General features: G+C 33.5%; 16 protein-coding genes and 2 tRNA genes. 11 read left to right on the forward strand and 7 right to left on the reverse strand.

Features of this window, described 5'->3' with window-relative positions:
* Positions 1 to 503: 503 nt before the first annotated feature.
* Complete coding sequence (locus tag LNP22_RS08540) at positions 504 to 1,226, forward strand: murein L,D-transpeptidase catalytic domain family protein (RefSeq protein WP_229976163.1); 723 nt, start codon at positions 504 to 506, stop codon at positions 1,224 to 1,226.
* Here the strand turns inward: LNP22_RS08540 and LNP22_RS08545 are convergent.
* Positions 1,215 to 2,789 carry a L,D-transpeptidase family protein gene (locus tag LNP22_RS08545; RefSeq protein ID WP_229976164.1) on the reverse strand — a complete coding sequence of 525 codons (1,575 nt, stop codon included), beginning with the start codon at positions 2,787 to 2,789 and terminating at the stop codon, positions 1,215 to 1,217. The genes LNP22_RS08540 and LNP22_RS08545 overlap by 12 nt on opposite strands.
* Entirely contained in the window at positions 2,782 to 3,228 is a 447-nt protein-coding gene (locus LNP22_RS08550) for a GNAT family N-acetyltransferase (RefSeq protein ID WP_229976165.1), read from the reverse strand. The genes LNP22_RS08545 and LNP22_RS08550 overlap by 8 nt, the downstream gene beginning before the upstream one ends.
* Positions 3,229 to 3,361: 133 nt before the next feature.
* On the opposite strand from LNP22_RS08550, the gene LNP22_RS08555 reads away from it, so the two are divergent.
* Both LNP22_RS08555 and LNP22_RS08560 read left to right on the forward strand, forming a co-directional pair.
* A tRNA-Gly gene (locus LNP22_RS08555) sits at positions 3,362 to 3,434 on the forward strand.
* Between the two features lie 115 nt (positions 3,435 to 3,549).
* A tRNA-Gly gene (locus LNP22_RS08560) sits at positions 3,550 to 3,622 on the forward strand.
* Positions 3,623 to 3,684: 62 nt separating this feature from the next.
* Here LNP22_RS08560 and pepE read toward each other — a convergent pair.
* Together pepE and LNP22_RS08570 are read right to left on the reverse strand one after the other, a co-directional pair.
* Positions 3,685 to 4,392, reverse strand: coding sequence for a dipeptidase PepE (pepE, locus tag LNP22_RS08565; RefSeq protein ID WP_229976166.1), 708 nt, complete (start codon positions 4,390 to 4,392; stop codon positions 3,685 to 3,687).
* A gap of 133 nt (positions 4,393 to 4,525) precedes the next feature.
* The gene (locus tag LNP22_RS08570; protein WP_210664694.1) at positions 4,526 to 5,026 is read right to left on the reverse strand and encodes a hypothetical protein; all 501 of its coding nucleotides are present in this window, start codon (positions 5,024 to 5,026) and stop codon (positions 4,526 to 4,528) included.
* Positions 5,027 to 5,231: 205 nt separating this feature from the next.
* On the opposite strand from LNP22_RS08570, the gene LNP22_RS08575 reads away from it, so the two are divergent.
* The 7 genes from LNP22_RS08575 (at position 5,232) to LNP22_RS08605 (ending at position 11,281) form a co-directional block, all read left to right on the forward strand.
* Entirely contained in the window at positions 5,232 to 5,984 is a 753-nt protein-coding gene (locus LNP22_RS08575) for a hypothetical protein (RefSeq protein WP_229976167.1), read from the forward strand.
* The gene (locus tag LNP22_RS08580; protein WP_229976168.1) at positions 5,974 to 6,702 is read left to right on the forward strand and encodes a carboxypeptidase-like regulatory domain-containing protein; all 729 of its coding nucleotides are present in this window, start codon (positions 5,974 to 5,976) and stop codon (positions 6,700 to 6,702) included. Before LNP22_RS08575 ends, LNP22_RS08580 begins: the two co-directional genes overlap by 11 nt.
* Positions 6,692 to 7,453 carry a BamP family beta-barrel-assembly machinery protein gene (gene bamP, locus LNP22_RS08585; protein WP_229976169.1) on the forward strand — a complete coding sequence of 254 codons (762 nt, stop codon included), beginning with the start codon at positions 6,692 to 6,694 and terminating at the stop codon, positions 7,451 to 7,453. Before LNP22_RS08580 ends, bamP begins: the two co-directional genes overlap by 11 nt.
* Positions 7,450 to 7,956, forward strand: coding sequence for a DUF6702 family protein (locus LNP22_RS08590; protein WP_229976170.1), 507 nt, complete (start codon positions 7,450 to 7,452; stop codon positions 7,954 to 7,956). The genes bamP and LNP22_RS08590 overlap by 4 nt, the downstream gene beginning before the upstream one ends.
* A gap of 65 nt (positions 7,957 to 8,021) precedes the next feature.
* Complete coding sequence (locus LNP22_RS08595) at positions 8,022 to 10,265, forward strand: M1 family metallopeptidase (RefSeq protein WP_229976171.1); 2,244 nt, start codon at positions 8,022 to 8,024, stop codon at positions 10,263 to 10,265.
* 105 nt (positions 10,266 to 10,370) lie between these two features.
* Positions 10,371 to 10,718 carry a Sec-independent protein translocase subunit TatA/TatB gene (locus LNP22_RS08600; RefSeq protein WP_229976172.1) on the forward strand — a complete coding sequence of 116 codons (348 nt, stop codon included), beginning with the start codon at positions 10,371 to 10,373 and terminating at the stop codon, positions 10,716 to 10,718.
* Positions 10,718 to 11,281 (forward strand): phosphatase PAP2 family protein, encoded by a 564-nt coding sequence (locus tag LNP22_RS08605; protein ID WP_229976173.1) that lies wholly within the window; start codon positions 10,718 to 10,720, stop codon positions 11,279 to 11,281. The genes LNP22_RS08600 and LNP22_RS08605 overlap by 1 nt, the downstream gene beginning before the upstream one ends.
* 109 nt (positions 11,282 to 11,390) lie before the next feature.
* Here the strand turns inward: LNP22_RS08605 and LNP22_RS08610 are convergent, their stop codons facing one another.
* The 3 genes from LNP22_RS08610 to LNP22_RS08620 form a co-directional block, all read right to left on the reverse strand.
* On the reverse strand, positions 11,391 to 12,119 hold the full coding sequence (locus tag LNP22_RS08610; RefSeq protein WP_229976174.1) for a phytanoyl-CoA dioxygenase family protein: 729 nt from the start codon (positions 12,117 to 12,119) through the stop codon (positions 11,391 to 11,393).
* Positions 12,120 to 12,193: 74 nt separating this feature from the next.
* The gene (locus LNP22_RS08615) at positions 12,194 to 12,835 is read right to left on the reverse strand and encodes an O-methyltransferase (protein WP_229976175.1); all 642 of its coding nucleotides are present in this window, start codon (positions 12,833 to 12,835) and stop codon (positions 12,194 to 12,196) included.
* A gap of 112 nt (positions 12,836 to 12,947) precedes the next feature.
* On the reverse strand, positions 12,948 to 13,280 hold the full coding sequence (locus tag LNP22_RS08620) for a hypothetical protein (protein WP_210664702.1): 333 nt from the start codon (positions 13,278 to 13,280) through the stop codon (positions 12,948 to 12,950).
* A gap of 209 nt (positions 13,281 to 13,489) precedes the next feature.
* Between LNP22_RS08620 and rlmN the strand changes: the two genes are divergently transcribed.
* Positions 13,490 to 14,533, forward strand: a complete 1,044-nt coding sequence (gene rlmN / locus LNP22_RS08625) for a dual-specificity RNA methyltransferase RlmN (RefSeq protein WP_229976176.1) — start codon at positions 13,490 to 13,492, stop codon at positions 14,531 to 14,533.
* The last annotated feature ends 155 nt before the right edge of the window (positions 14,534 to 14,688 follow it).

Consider the following 14,688-nt stretch of genomic DNA (forward strand, 5'->3'; position numbering starts at 1 on the left):
TAAAATTTATTCATAGATAATACTGTTTGTAATCCTGTTTTTGAAGGTATTCGTATCGTGAAATATTTTAGACAAATCAAAAAAATGTATTTTAAAGATTCTATTGGCTAATGATCCGATATTGATTTTCTGTTTTTATCACGAAAAAAACGAATAAACTAAAGCCTTAAGAACAAATTTTTTTGAGACCATTGTGATCATTGTTTTACTCATCACGAGAGCTGAAAAGGAAGAATTTTATCTGCAAGCAATTGGCGCACTTTTTAAAGTTGATTTATAAAGTTGATTTTTTGTATTAATTAATTGTAAATCAAATTGTTGGAAGTTTTTGCTTGTTAAAATTACACCAAAGGCAATTATTAAAAGCATAAAATTAGCTCATTATATTACTGAATTGTTAAAAATTCATAAAAAAGGGCACTTTTTGTGTCATTAATTTTGCTGGCTATATTTTTTTTATACTTTTGCCAAACCCCAACCTAAGATTAACCTAAAGAAATTCAATGATTTATAAGATTTATCCCGCGCTATTATTTTTGTTTTTGTCGTTTGGTACAGATTCTAAAAATACTTCTGAGAGCAAAAAATTAGAAACTAATACCTTCGCAAAAGTTGATAATTTGACAATTGATGCTAAGATCGAAAGTATTTATCACATGATGGATTCTAATCATTTTGTACTTCCTGAAATGAAATCTTTTTCGGAAGCCTTAAAAGGTTTTTATTTATTGAAAGAAAAAGGTCTTATCCAAAAAGATATTCTCACTTTGGTAGATTTTAGTCTTTCCTCAAATACAAAACGCCTTTGGGTGATCGATTTAGTAGCAAACAAAATTCTTTTTCACTCGCTTGTAGCACATGGCAAAAATACCGGAGACGAAATTGCTTCTGTTTTTTCGAACCAAAATTCATCAAACAAAAGTAGTTTAGGTTTTTATGCAACAGGAGAAGTTTACCAAGGGAAACACGGACTTTCGCTTCGTTTGGATGGTTTAGAAAAAGGTGTAAATGATAATGCCCGCGAAAGAGCTATCGTTATTCATGGCGCTGATTATGTCTCTGAATCTTTTATAAGAGGTAACAAACGTTTAGGAAGAAGTCAGGGTTGCCCGGCTCTTCCTGTAGAATTAACGAATGCAATTATCGAGGTAATAAAAAACAAATCTTGTTTGTTTATTTACCATCCGTCAAGAAGTTTTGTTTCAGAAGAGAAATTAATTTCGTAGTTTGCTGTACAAATCGGCGTCAAGATTGTAAATATCATTTCTAAAAATCAATTTATCTTTCTCGCTCCAAGCGGTCCAGTACCATTGGTATAATTTGTATTTTTTAGCAATTTTTATATTTGTCGTTTTTTTGGTAGTTATAATCGAATCTATTTTTTGTTTTGGCCAATTGTTTAAGCTGTCATTTAGGATGTGTTGCGCCAATTCCAACGGATTTTCTACACGTACACAACCAGAACTCAAAGAGCGATTATGTCTGCCAAAATAGTCACGATGATTGGTGTCGTGCAGATAAACGCTATAATTATTAGGAAATAATATCTTCATTAATCCCAGAGAATTATTGTAGCCGGGACTTTGTACATAGCGATAACTATGTGGTTTTTTAGGATTCCATTCAAAAGGATCTACAATGTCTCCGGCGCTATTGTAAATGGTAATATTTTTACGTGATAAGTAGTTTCTGTTGCGCAGCATTGCAGGCACAACATCTTCTCTTAAAATAGTAGGAGGAACAGTCCAGGTGGGATTAAAAACGACAGTCTTTAGTCTTGATGTTAAAATCGGAGTTCTTCTTTTATAGGTGCCAACAACAACATTTCGTACCACAGTTGTATCATTATTCTCGACAACATTTAAACTGTAGTTCGGAATATTGATAATAAAATAGTTTTTCGAAAAATCATTGGCATACCATCTCCAGCGTTCTAAATTGGCTATAATTTGTTGTTTTCTTTGTTTTTTAGTAAAATTCAAAGCATTCAAAGTTCCTGCGCCAATCACACCATCAGCAGCAAGACCATGTCTTTTCTGAAATCTTTTTATAGATTCGAATGTTTTAGTGTCGTAGATTTTAGTCAGACTATCTTTTCGGCCTGTGAGATCTTTCCAGTAAAAAAGCCTTTTTTTGATGTTTATTAATGCTGGATTGGTATCGTTTAACGTTATTTTTTCTGCCGATTCAATTTTTTTGATGTTATCGTCAGGAAATTGATCTATTAACTGTAAAGACTTTAATAATTGTTTGTAAGTAAGTGTTTTAGGTTGAATTTTTTCTACAAGACTGTCCAGATGATTTTGGTTGAAATCTTTTATCAGAACAGTATTCACATCAAAAGATTTTTCTTCCAGTGCCCAATCTCTGTAAAGCAATTTAGGGTTTAATTTTCCTTTGTATAAATGAGTCAGGTATTTTTCAAAATTATAGGTCAGCATAACGTCGTAATGAGCTAATTGTTTGTCATTAAGACCGCTGATATTTTTTTCGTACTGAATAAGTTTCGGTACGTGATAATCATCAGGATTTAATCCTAATTTTTCAGATTTTTTTAACTGATTTAAAACAAATTTTCTTTTTTTAAGATTTCCCCAAACTGTTTTATTCTCAGAAGAAAGATAAAAAAGTTTTACGTTTTCGTTTTTAAAAGAGTTAATTACAGCAGTATCAATAAGGACTTTTCTTTCATCACTTAAAATAATAGAAGGTGCTTTTTTTGTAACAGGTTCTTCCTTTTTACAATTGGTAATGGCTAAAAGTAATAAGCAAAAGTAAAGTTTATTCATATTTTAATTCTTTATACATTAAATAGTGTTCCCCGACTTCTTTGATATCAAAAGGTTTGCCAACTACCTGATAGCCTAATTTTTCATAAAATTTTACTGCTGCTGTTCGAGCATTAAACCATATTGTATTTACTTGATTTTCAATACAATGTTTTTCTGCATGCTTCACCAAAGCTTCGCCAATTCCTCTTTTTTGATGCGTTTCTAAAACCGCCATTCCTCGAATCTGAGCTTGTTTTTGAGTTGCAAATATAGCATTGCTAGTTGAAAATAACGAAATAATTCCTGTAAGATTTTCTTCAGAAAACAAACCAAAATGATGTGTAGTGTTTAAATCGTCACCATCAAAGTGACAACTTTCTATCGGTTTTCCTTTTCTTAAAACAGAATGACGTACAATATGTGTTTCTTTTGGGGTAATTTCTTTAATATTATTCATAATTGACGAGAAAAAAATAAGCGATAACTTTTTAGTTTTAAATAGATTATAAAAAATAGCGCAGTTTATTTGAATTTTTTACCTGAAAAGCTTGTTTTAAACTTAACTTATTTTTTATATTTGCACCAGTAATGCGAAAGTAGCTCAGTTGGTAGAGCTCCAGCCTTCCAAGCTGGTTGTCGCGAGTTCGAGCCTCGTCTTTCGCTCTAAAAACCGGAACTTAAATGTTTCGGTTTTTTTATAAAATTTGAAATTTTGCTAGATTTTTAATTAATTTATTTTTTTAATTGATTTTATTATTTATCTTTGCACCCTGTTAATGCGAAAGTAGCTCAGTTGGTAGAGCTCCAGCCTTCCAAGCTGGTTGTCGCGAGTTCGAGCCTCGTCTTTCGCTCTTCAAAAAGCCTTAAACTTTAGTTTAAGGCTTTTTTGTTTTTATAACTTTTAGAGTTTGTTTTAGTTTAAAGCACTTAAATCACTTCCGGTTTCTAATTCTTCGGGAGTTTTGTTTTGCAAAAATAAACGTGCTTTTAAGTCGCCTTTCAACGTGATTTTTTCTCCTTTTACCTCCAGCCAGCTTCCTTCTCTAAGGCCCAAAACCGGAATAGCATTAAACGCATGAAATTCTTTTATTCTGGTTTCGCGAGTTTCGCCCATGTGTGTAGACTGATTTTCCGGATCCAAATAATGCGGATTCAAATTAAAAGAAATTAAACCTAGTGTTTGAAAACTTGGCGGATAAATAATAGGCATGTCGTTGGTGGTTTGCATCGAAAGTCCACATATATTGCTTCCTGCGCTGGTTCCTAAATAAGGTTTTCCTTTTTTTACGGTTTCAGATAAAATTTGCATCAAGTCATTTTTATACAACTGAGTAACTAATAAAAAGGTATTTCCGCCTCCGGTAAAAATTCCTTCAGCATTTTTTATGGCAGATTGAGGATTTTCAAATTCATGGATTCCTTTTACCTCGATATTAATTTTCGCAAAAGCGGCTATCACTTTTTGTGTATATTCTTCGTGAGAAATTCCGCTTGGACGGGCATAAGGAATAAAAAGAATGGTTTTGCAATCTTTAAAATGTTGTTGTAAAGTAGGTAAAAGATACTCTAAATAACTTCCTCCATGTAGCGTAGATGTGCTAGCAATGATAATACTTTTCATGTTCTGGTATAAATTGGTTTAAGTAAAATACGAAAACAAAGATACTAAAACATGAATCGTGAATTTTGATTAGAGGGAATAAAAAAAGCTGTATCGAATGGATACAGCCTTTAGAATTTTAATTTTAGAAATTTTAGAATTTTAAATTATAAGTCGCTCCAATACCTACATTCTGAATATTTACATCATTTTCTGCAAATGTGTTTTGAAAAAAACCATAAATATTCCATTTAGAGTTATGGTAACCAATCTGAGGATTTACATACAATCCACCAGCGTTGTCTTGTGCATTTGTAAGAAATCCGTAGCCTAAATCTGCGCCAATAAATACCCCTTCAGTCTGAAAGTAATAACGGGCAAAAGCTGCCACCGGAATTAAGCCAAAATCGTCGCCACCGTTTTTCCCAAAAAAATGAGTGTAACCGGTAGCACCTCCAATTCCAAAATGCGGTGTTACCAAATATTGACCTCTTAAATCTGCTCCAACTGCCACCGATGAGAAATCATGTAAATCACCAACGGGCATCCCAACATTCAATCCAGCTTTTAACCATGAATTGGTAGAATTAATTTCCTCCTGTGCAAAAATCATACTGGAAGCTAAAATGCTAAATAATAAAATTGTCTTTTTCATTGTTTCTTTTATTTAAATTATTATAATTCATTTCTTACAATTTATATGCCAATTGTTCCTTTTATAAGAATTATTTTATAATTTTAACTTGCTTTAAATGCATAACAAAACGAATTAACATTTTTTTACCATGTTCTTAATACTAAATTTGGAAGATATTAGGATATTTTTACAACTTTAAGAGAAAATCTAATTTTTTTATATTTTGATAAATAAAGTTGCTTGTGTTTTGTTTTTAGGATTGACTCAGTTAGTGTTGGGACAAGAAGTGATTGAGGGAAAAATTAGTGCCAATTATGGTGATTTAGAAGGGGTTTACGTGGTAAACGTGCAAACTGAAGTCATGGGTATAACAGATGCTTCTGGTGCTTTTTCGATAGCTGCAAAAGTGGGTGATACACTTGTTTTTTCTTCGATTCAATTTAAAGAATCCCGAATTTTACTAACACCTGACAGTTTTTCAGATTTGAATTTTATTGTAAAACTAAGTCCTGTCATTCATCAACTGCAGGAAGTGATTATCAAGAGATATGATAACATCAATGCCGTTTCGTTGGGAATTGTTCCCAAAGGACAAAAAACATACACAGAAGCAGAACGAAAATTATTTACAGCGACAGATTTAGATGCAAAAGCATCAATAGGAGGAATGGCGGGTGGTTCGATCTCTGCAGATTCTTTTTTGAATCTCCTTTCTGGAAGAACAGCAATGCTTAAAAAAGAATTAAAAGTAGAGAAAAAACAGTTTGATATGAAGCTGCTGGAGAAAATGTTTTCTACAGAACATTTTGTAGATGTACTAAAAATTCCTCTCGAATATGTAAAAGGCTTTGAATATTTTGTTGTTGAAAATGATAAGTTTACAGTAATTTTGAATTCAAAAAACAAAACATCAACAGAGTTTTTGCTCGGAGAATTAGCGGTCAAATACAAAGAAATACTTGCCATTGAAAAATAATAATACATTACTGGTTTTACTTTTACTTTTTTTTCAAATTTCATTGGGGCAGACTGCGAATTCCAAAGAAATTTTTGGGCAAATTTTAGAACAATCTACTTCGGTTGAAGGCGTAAATATCATCAATAATAATACACAACATACTACCGTTTCTGATGCAAACGGAATGTTTTCGATTTTGGTCAGGGAAGGCGATGTTTTGGTTTTTTCTGCTGTCAATCTGGAGCCGTTTAAGCGCAGAATATCTGCCGAAGATCTAAATGCGACCTCTTTTCAAATAAAAATGACAGCTAAAGAAATTGAGTTGAAAGAGGTTATTGTAAACGAAAATGCAGATATCAATGCCGAAAATTTGGGTATTGTTCCCAGAGGTCAAAAAACGTATACGCCTGCTGAGCGAAAGTTGTACACAGCCACTTCCGGAAACGGTATTGATGGTTTGCTCAACAGTATTTCTGGACGCAAATCAATGCTTAAAAAAGAAATTGCAGTAGAAAAAAAAGAAGCACTTTTTCATAAATTAGAGTATCTTTTTGATGAGGCATATTATACAGAAAGACTTAAAATTAATGTAAATTATATAAAAGGCTTTCAAATTTATTGTGTCAATGATCCTGAATTTGCCGTATCTTTGGATACTAAGAACAAAACGATGAGTATGTTTTTGATTACAGGTTTGGCCCAACAATATCTTAAAATTATTGAAAATGAAAAATAAAATAGGAGTACTCTTTTTGTGTATGTTATGTCAATTTGCATTAGGGCAAACTAATTCTAGAAAACCATTGCACGGGCAAGTGGTAAACGACTCTATCGTTTTAGAAAGCGGTTATGTACTGAATATTAATGCAAACATTAAAACATTTATCAACTCCAACGGATTATTTGATATAATGGCTCAACCCAATGATACATTGCTTTTTTCGAGTTTGGCTTTTCAATCTAAAAAAATTGTATTAACCCAGAAAAATTGTGATGATCGTCTTTTTTTAGTGCATTTGGACATTGTCAATAATAAACTGAAAGAAGTAATTATTGGCAAAGAATTAAAAGTAAAAGCATTCAGAGGAGGTTCGCAGGGTATAATAGACACGCAGTTTGAAGATGATAAACAATCGACGGCCAAAAATATAGCCATGTTATCCGATCAGACCATTAAATACGGAACCGATTTTGTTCGAATTTTTAAAGATGTAAAAAAGCTTTTGCATAAAAAAGAAAGTGAAGATCTGAAAGAAGAAGAAATGAGTGATGTTGCTTTTATTGAATATGCAAAACTTAATTTTACATCAGATTTTTACAGTAAAACATTAAATCTAAAAAAGGATGAAATAGATTTGTTTTTATTGTTTTGTTCGAATGATGTTGCGTCAAAAAAATATTTAAAGCCTGAGGATCAGTTTCACTTGATGGATTTTATGATTACCAAAAATCAAGAGTTTAAAAAAGTTACACTTGAGGGAAAATGAGAAAAATTGTTTTTTACCCCTTACTAATTTTATGCTTTTTTTTGTTTTCAGCTTTTTCGTTTCATAAATTTTATATGGGTGTTTTTCAGATTAATTATGCCTCTGAGAAAAAAATGCTTCAAATTACGTCCAGAATTTTTGTAGATGATTTGCGTAAAGGAATAGAAAAAAAATACAATAAAAAGACATTTTTGGGCACAGAAAAAGAAACTGATGCCGATGTTGAATTGTTGAAAAAATATCTTTCAGAAAATTTTGCCATAAAAATAAACGGGCAAACAAAATCTGTTATCTTTCTCTCGAAAGAATTAGAAGCCGATGATGTTTTGGTTTGTTATGCCAGAATTACGGCGGTTGATAAATTCAATATCTTAGAAATTTCGAATACTATTTTACTAGATTGGAATGCTGAACAACAGAATATTACACATATTACTGCCTTCGGAGGTAAAAAGACGGTTCTGTTTACGGAATCTTCAAGGAAAGAAGTGTTAAAGTACTAATAAATCGTTAAAATTATTATTTTAATTGCTATTTTCACAGCCTCAAAAAAATCCAAAAACTTTTTATGAAAAAGCTTTCGTTACTACTAATTTTTCCTGCTATGCTTCTGGCTCAGGAAAAAAATACTGCTGTTGCCCCAAAACAACAAGGTAAATATGATACCAACAAATTTAGTCAAATGTATGATTTGTTGGCAACCCCAAATATGTTTCGTACGGCCTCTGGAGCACCAGGTCCAGCCTATTATCAGCAACAAGCAGATTACAAGATTGATGTGGAGCTGGATGATAAAAACTCAAAATTATATGGTTCAGAAATCATTACTTATTCAAACAATTCTCCGGATAATCTGGAGTATCTATGGATTCAGTTAGACCAAAACCAAGCCAAAGCCAATACACAATCAAGTTTGGTAGAAAGCGAAAAAATCAATCAGGTTTTACCTCTTGACAAATTTTCAAGCGAATATTTGAAAAAAGATTTAGAGCGTGGTTTTAATATCGAATATGTAAAAGACGCAAAAGGCAATCCGATGTCGTATACCATCAACGAAACGATGATGCGTATCAATTTGGCTACTCCATTAAAAGCAGGAGAGAAAATTTCTTTAGCTATAAAATGGTGGTACAACATTAATAATTATAGAAATGAAGGCGGACGTTCTGGTTACGAATTATTCGAAAAAGAAGGTAATAAATTATATGTAATTGCTCAGTTCTACCCAAGAATGGCAGTGTATAATGATGTCGAAGGATGGCAAAATATGCAATTCTGGGGAAGCGGAGAGTTTGCTTTGCCTTTTGGAAATTTTGATGTCAATTTTACGGCTCCAGCAGATCACGTAGTAGACGCAACAGGAGAATTAACAAATAGGAGTGAGGTTTTTACAGCAGAACAGGTAAAACGTTATGAGCAAGCTCAGAAATCGTTTGATAAACCAGTTGTGATCGTTACACAAGCCGAAGCCGAAGTTACTGAAAAAGGTTTCTCTGAAAAGAAAAAAACATGGAAATTTAGCGCCAAAAATGTACGTGATTTCGGTATTGCATCTTCACGAAAATTCATTTATGATGCAATGGCTGTAAAATTAGGTGGCAAAGTAGTAATGGCAGAATCACTTTATCCAAAAGAAGCCAATCCGCTTTGGGGAGAAACTTCTACGATGACAGTTGCACATACTTTAAAAAGTTATTCTTCGCATACATTTGATTATCCTTATCCAAAAGCGGTATCTGTTTCTGCAGAAGATCAGGGAATGGAATATCCGATGATTTGCTGGAATTTTGGTCGTCCTGATGAAAATGGAGTGACTAGTGAGCAAGTAAAAAACGGAATGATAGGCGTGGTGATTCACGAAGTAGGACATACTTTTTTTCCTATGATAGTTAACTCAGATGAGCGTCAATGGACATGGATGGATGAAGGTTTGAATTCGTTTATGGAGTACATGGCAGAGCAGGAATTAGGAACCAATTTTCCTTCAAGACGCGGACCTGCAAAAAATATTGTACCGTATATGAGTGGTGACCAAAAGTTTTTAGAGCCTATTATGTCAAACTCTGAAACTATTCTACAATTTGGTAACAATGCTTACGGAAAACCCGCTACAGGTCTTAATATTTTGAGAGAAGTGGTGATGGGCAGGGAGTTATTCGATTATGCTTTTAGAACGTATGCAAACCGTTGGAAATTCAAACATCCAACTCCAGAAGATTTCTTCAGAACGATGGAAGATGCTTCGGCCGTAGATTTAGACTGGTTTTTTAGAGGATGGTTTTATTCAACAGATTTTGTAGACATAGGCATCAAAGAGGTAAAACAATATTATGTTGCTGAAACTCCAACTGCTGATCTTAAAGATGTAAAAGTAAGAAAAGGACGTTTCGGATTTGACAAAGGCCCTTTTGTGTATTTAGTTTCCGGAGACAATGCAGAGGTGAGTGCATCAAACAAAAAAGCCTTAAAAATAGATGATTTGAAGCCATTGTCTGATTATATAAATCAAACTTTTACTGCCGAAGAAAAAGCAGCTTTAAAATCGCCAAAATACTTCTACGAAGTAGAGTTTAATAAACCAGGCGGCATGATTATGCCAATTTTGGTAGAGCTTACTTATGAAGACGGTACAAAAGAAAACTTCCAGTATCCGGCACAAATCTGGAGAAAAAACAATGACACTGCCAGAAAAGTATACGCTACTTCAAAAGCAATTAAGAGCATTCAGATTGATCCAAAATTGATGACTGCCGATATTGATGTAACCAACAACGCTTGGCCTAAAGTAGAAGAAAAGTCAAAATTTGACTAACCATAACACTAGAAAGACTCTGAAAAGAGTCTTTTTTTTTAAGTAAATTTTAAAACTCTCGGAAACAAAATTTAATATCTTTGTAACACATAAAATAAAAACGATATGTTCGGTATAGGAGGAGGAGAATTAGTTTTCATACTGTTTGTAGTACTCATGCTTTTTGGCTCAGACAAAGTGCCGGAAATTGCACGTACTATGGGTAAGGCAATGGCACAGCTTAAAAATGCCACCAATGATATTAAAAGCGAAATACAAAAAGGAGCCGAATCAAACGGACTTGATACTAGATCTTTGACCGATATCACCGGAAATATCAATGCCGAAATCAATAATGCCAAAATAAATTTGTTAGGAGATAGCAACAGTCTTTTGGGCGATACGGCCACAGAAATCAATCAAGTAAAAGAAGACATAGATAGTATCTCAGGACCTGTAAAACGCCAAATGTAATGCTCGAAAAAATACAAGAATTAGATACAAGTTTACTGATATTTCTTAATGGTTTAGGTGCTGAAAAATACGATCAATTATGGCTCATTATCACGAGTCAGCTCAATTGGACACCCTTTTTTTTGCTCATGTTTTATGTAATTTATAAAAAAGTAGGCGCCAAACAACTGTTGTTTATTGTGCTTTTCGTAGCCGTTTTGCTTACTTTTACAGATCAAATCACCAATCTTTTCAAACACACCTTCGAGCGTCTACGTCCGTGTAATAATACAGATATCAACAAGATTATCCGAGTAGTTCAGGTTAGAAATTCCTTTAGTTTTTTCTCGGGTCACGCCGCCAACACTATGGCAGTGGCTACCTTTTTGTATTTAATCTTTAGACACCAATTCAAGTATTTGGGATTCTTATTTTTATGGCCATTGATCTTCGCTTATAGCCGAATTTATTTAGGTTTGCATTATCCGGGAGACATTCTTACAGGTTATTTCTTCGGAGCTCTTTTTGGTTTTACACTTTTCAAAATTTATCAAAAACTAAAGCCTCGTTACTTTCCGGGATAATTATCAGGAGCTATTTCCAGCTGTCCGCTGTATCTTTTGTTTTTTTTAAGAAAAAAACAAAAGGATGCCGCTCCCATCTGGGCTAGGGCTTTAGGTTTCAAAATAAAAATCAGTTTTTCAGAACCGTTTTCTCGCTCCATTCTAAGCCATTTGGAAGTTGTTGATTGCTAAATTCGATATGGATGACGCGTCTTCTTTCGTTGTTCGTGGTTTTATTTGAAGCATGAAAAAGTAATGGTTTCATCATCATGATTCCTCCTTTTTCAACTTCGCAAATTGTTTCGTTTTCTATTGCTAAATCATCAACTTTATAAACGCCTTTTGAATGCGAATTATTGATTATTTTCAGCGCTCCGTTATCTTTTGTCGTTGTATCAAGATGAATTCTGATAGTAAAATTATTTTCTAAAATTGCCGTGGGAGGTTGAACGGCAAATTGGTTTTGCTTTACAGTCCAGTTTTTAAAATTCTTCACTTCTAATTTTTGATTCACCGAAATCGTCAAATCCTGATGATACGCTACAAACCAATTTGATTTTTCTGGTTTGTCAAAATAGATCGATTTGGTAATAAAATAGCCTTCTCCAAAATTCTCAGTTATTATACTTTTTAATTTTTGATTAAAAATAAAAGGTAACGTTTGAGGTAGTTCTTTATGAAATTGCCTGATTGCAAATAAGTCCTGAGATTTTCTAAAAGTGGTATTTTTAGTATTATTTTCAATATTATTTTCGGTAACACTTTCAATTAACGAAATCAGTTTTTCTATTTCATTTTCAGTGTAAACGGAATTAATAATGGCAAAACCTTCAGCGTTTATTTGGTTTAAATCAGTCATTTTTAGATCAGTGTTATCTTTTATAAATATTAAAAAAAATAAAAAAACTTAGAATCTCAGCTTCTCAGAAACTTTTACAGCACCCTACTCACCGTCAAACCATCACGAATAGGCAGTAAAACCGTTTCTACTCTTGGATCATTTTTTAGAAGTAAATTGTATTCCAACAGTACTTTAGTACTTATATCATTTGGGTGTACAGGTTCGAGGATTTTACCGCTCCACAAAACATTATCAGACAAAATAATGCCGCCTTTGTTCATTTTCGGGACAATCATTTCCCAATAATTAAGGTAGTTTTCTTTGTCGGCATCAATAAAAACCAAATCAAATTTCACATCCAGATTCGGAATAATATGTACCGCTTCGCCCAAATGTTGAAAAATTTGATTCCCCCATGGAGATTGATCAAAATATTTTCGCTGAAAATCTACCAGCTCCTCCTTAATATCAATCGTGTGGAGTTGTCCATTTTCCTGCATGCCTTCGCACAAGCACAAAGCTGCATAACCGGTATAGGTCCCGATTTCAAGAATATTTACAGGACGAATCAATTTAGACAGCATACTTAAAACCCGCCCTTGAAAATGCCCGCTCAGCATGCGGGGTAAAAGAATTTTTTGATACGTTTCTTTGTTCAGTCGAGCCAATAATTCGGGTTCGTTTTCAGAATGTTGTTCGATATAATCTTCGAGATCTTGTGATATAAAATGCATGAGTAGTATCTTCTAAATTTTGAAAAGCAAAAATACAAAATATAGGCTCACTTTTTTCCATAAAAAAAACCATTCGCCGTAACGAATGGTTTCAGATAATGATTTCAAAAAATTATTTTTTCAAAGCAGCATCCACTTCTTTGGCTGTTTTTACAGTTCCGTCTTTTACAGCTTTGGCTGCATTTTCTACTTTTTCAGCTCCTTTTTTTGCAGCGCTTTCTACATCATCTGCGGCTTTTTTAGTTGCATCTTTTACGTCATCAGCTGCATCTTTTACTTTGGTTACCGCTGTGTCTTTAGCTTCTTCGATATCTGTTGCCAAAGTATCTACTTTGTTCCCAATAGTCAATTCGTCTTCAGGTTTTGTTTCTTTTTTGTCTCCACAAGATTGAAGACCTAAAGCTAATAATGCAAGAACAGCTACGCTTAAAATTTGTTTTTTCATGATAAATTAAATGTTTTTAGTTGATAAAATATAAAGGTTATTAAGGTGAGAAATAAAAATACAAAATTTAAATTGAAGCGCTACTTGTAAGATTATTTATCTTTTGATTGAAAGACAATTCTCGTGCCAAATTTTCAAATTGATAAAGATTGATTGTAAAGTTTTTTCAGAAACAAAAAGGTTTCCATAAATACTTGTAACTTTGCACCATGCAAACCGAGAAAAAAGATATTAGAGCCTTGTCAAAAGAGCAATTGCGTGATTTTTTTGTTACCAATGGAGATCAGCCTTTCCGTGGTAATCAAGTGTATGAATGGCTTTGGAGCAAGGGTGCTCACAGTTTTGAGGATATGACCAATGTAGCAAAGTCCACAAGGGCAATGCTCGAGAATAATTTTGTGATCAACCATATTAAGGTAGACACCATGCAGCGAAGCAGTGACGGAACCGTAAAAAATGCCGTTCGTCTGCATGATGGTTTAGTAGTCGAGTCGGTTTTAATTCCGACAGAAACCAGAACCACAGCTTGTGTTTCGAGCCAGGTTGGTTGTAGTCTAGATTGTAACTTTTGTGCCACTTCGCGATTAAAGCGTATGCGAAACCTGGAGCCGGGTGAAATTTACGACCAAGTAATTGCAATTGACAAAGAAAGTCGCTTGTATCACAATCATCCGCTATCGAATATTGTTTTTATGGGAATGGGTGAACCTTTGATGAACTACAATAATGTCATCAAAGCAATCGACATGATTACATCGCCGGAAGGTTTAGGAATGTCTCCTAAACGAATTATGGTTTCGACTTCGGGAATTCCAAAAATGATAAAAAAAATGGCCGATGATGATGTCAAATTCAAACTGGCGGTTTCTTTGCATTCGGCAATCGATGAAATTCGTGCGCGTATTATGCCTTTTAGCAAAAACTTCCCTTTGGCAGAACTGCGTGAAGCCTTAGAATATTGGTATAAAAAAACAAAAAATAAAATTTCGTACGAATACGTTGTCTGGAAAGGAATTAACGATGATAAAGCATCGATTGATGCCTTGGTTAAGTTTTGCAAATATGTACCTTGTAAAGTCAATCTGATAGAGTACAACCCAATTGATGATGGCGAGTTTCAACAAGCGTCAGAAGAATCTATTTCGGCTTACATCAAAGCTTTAGAGAACATTGGTGTGGTAGTAAAAGTGCGTCGCAGTCGCGGAAAAGATATAGATGCTGCTTGCGGGCAATTGGCCAATAAAGAAGGATAATTTTATTTTTAGATAAAAAAAGCATTACGAACTAGTCTCGATCTTGTTTGTAATGCTTTTTTACAAACTAATCGCGACTAATTTTTTTTATATTAGTACATAAAATACTGTTATACTAACCTTAAATAGATACCGTTTTTTTATTTAATGTAGTA

It is taken from the genome of Flavobacterium flavipigmentatum (genome assembly GCF_020911905.1).
GTDB lineage: Bacteria > Bacteroidota > Bacteroidia > Flavobacteriales > Flavobacteriaceae > Flavobacterium > Flavobacterium flavipigmentatum.

Bases quoted from the DNA above. Each gene is read 5' to 3' on its own strand.
- LNP22_RS08550 (WP_229976165.1), bottom strand. From the start codon at position 3,228: ATGAATAATATTAAAGAAATTACCCCAAAAGAAACACATATTGTACGT.
- bamP (WP_229976169.1), top strand. From the start codon at position 6,692: ATGAAAAATAAAATAGGAGTACTCTTTTTGTGTATGTTATGTCAATTT.
- pepE (WP_229976166.1), bottom strand. From the start codon at position 4,392: ATGAAAAGTATTATCATTGCTAGCACATCTACGCTACATGGAGGAAGT.
- LNP22_RS08615 (WP_229976175.1), bottom strand. From the start codon at position 12,835: ATGCATTTTATATCACAAGATCTCGAAGATTATATCGAACAACATTCT.
- LNP22_RS08610 (WP_229976174.1), bottom strand. From the start codon at position 12,119: ATGACTGATTTAAACCAAATAAACGCTGAAGGTTTTGCCATTATTAAT.
- LNP22_RS08605 (WP_229976173.1), top strand. From the start codon at position 10,718: ATGCTCGAAAAAATACAAGAATTAGATACAAGTTTACTGATATTTCTT.
- LNP22_RS08570 (WP_210664694.1), bottom strand. From the start codon at position 5,026: ATGAAAAAGACAATTTTATTATTTAGCATTTTAGCTTCCAGTATGATT.
- LNP22_RS08545 (WP_229976164.1), bottom strand. From the start codon at position 2,789: ATGAATAAACTTTACTTTTGCTTATTACTTTTAGCCATTACCAATTGT.
- LNP22_RS08540 (WP_229976163.1), top strand. From the start codon at position 504: ATGATTTATAAGATTTATCCCGCGCTATTATTTTTGTTTTTGTCGTTT.
- LNP22_RS08590 (WP_229976170.1), top strand. From the start codon at position 7,450: ATGAGAAAAATTGTTTTTTACCCCTTACTAATTTTATGCTTTTTTTTG.
- LNP22_RS08595 (WP_229976171.1), top strand. From the start codon at position 8,022: ATGAAAAAGCTTTCGTTACTACTAATTTTTCCTGCTATGCTTCTGGCT.
- LNP22_RS08620 (WP_210664702.1), bottom strand. From the start codon at position 13,280: ATGAAAAAACAAATTTTAAGCGTAGCTGTTCTTGCATTATTAGCTTTA.
- LNP22_RS08600 (WP_229976172.1), top strand. From the start codon at position 10,371: ATGTTCGGTATAGGAGGAGGAGAATTAGTTTTCATACTGTTTGTAGTA.
- rlmN (WP_229976176.1), top strand. From the start codon at position 13,490: ATGCAAACCGAGAAAAAAGATATTAGAGCCTTGTCAAAAGAGCAATTG.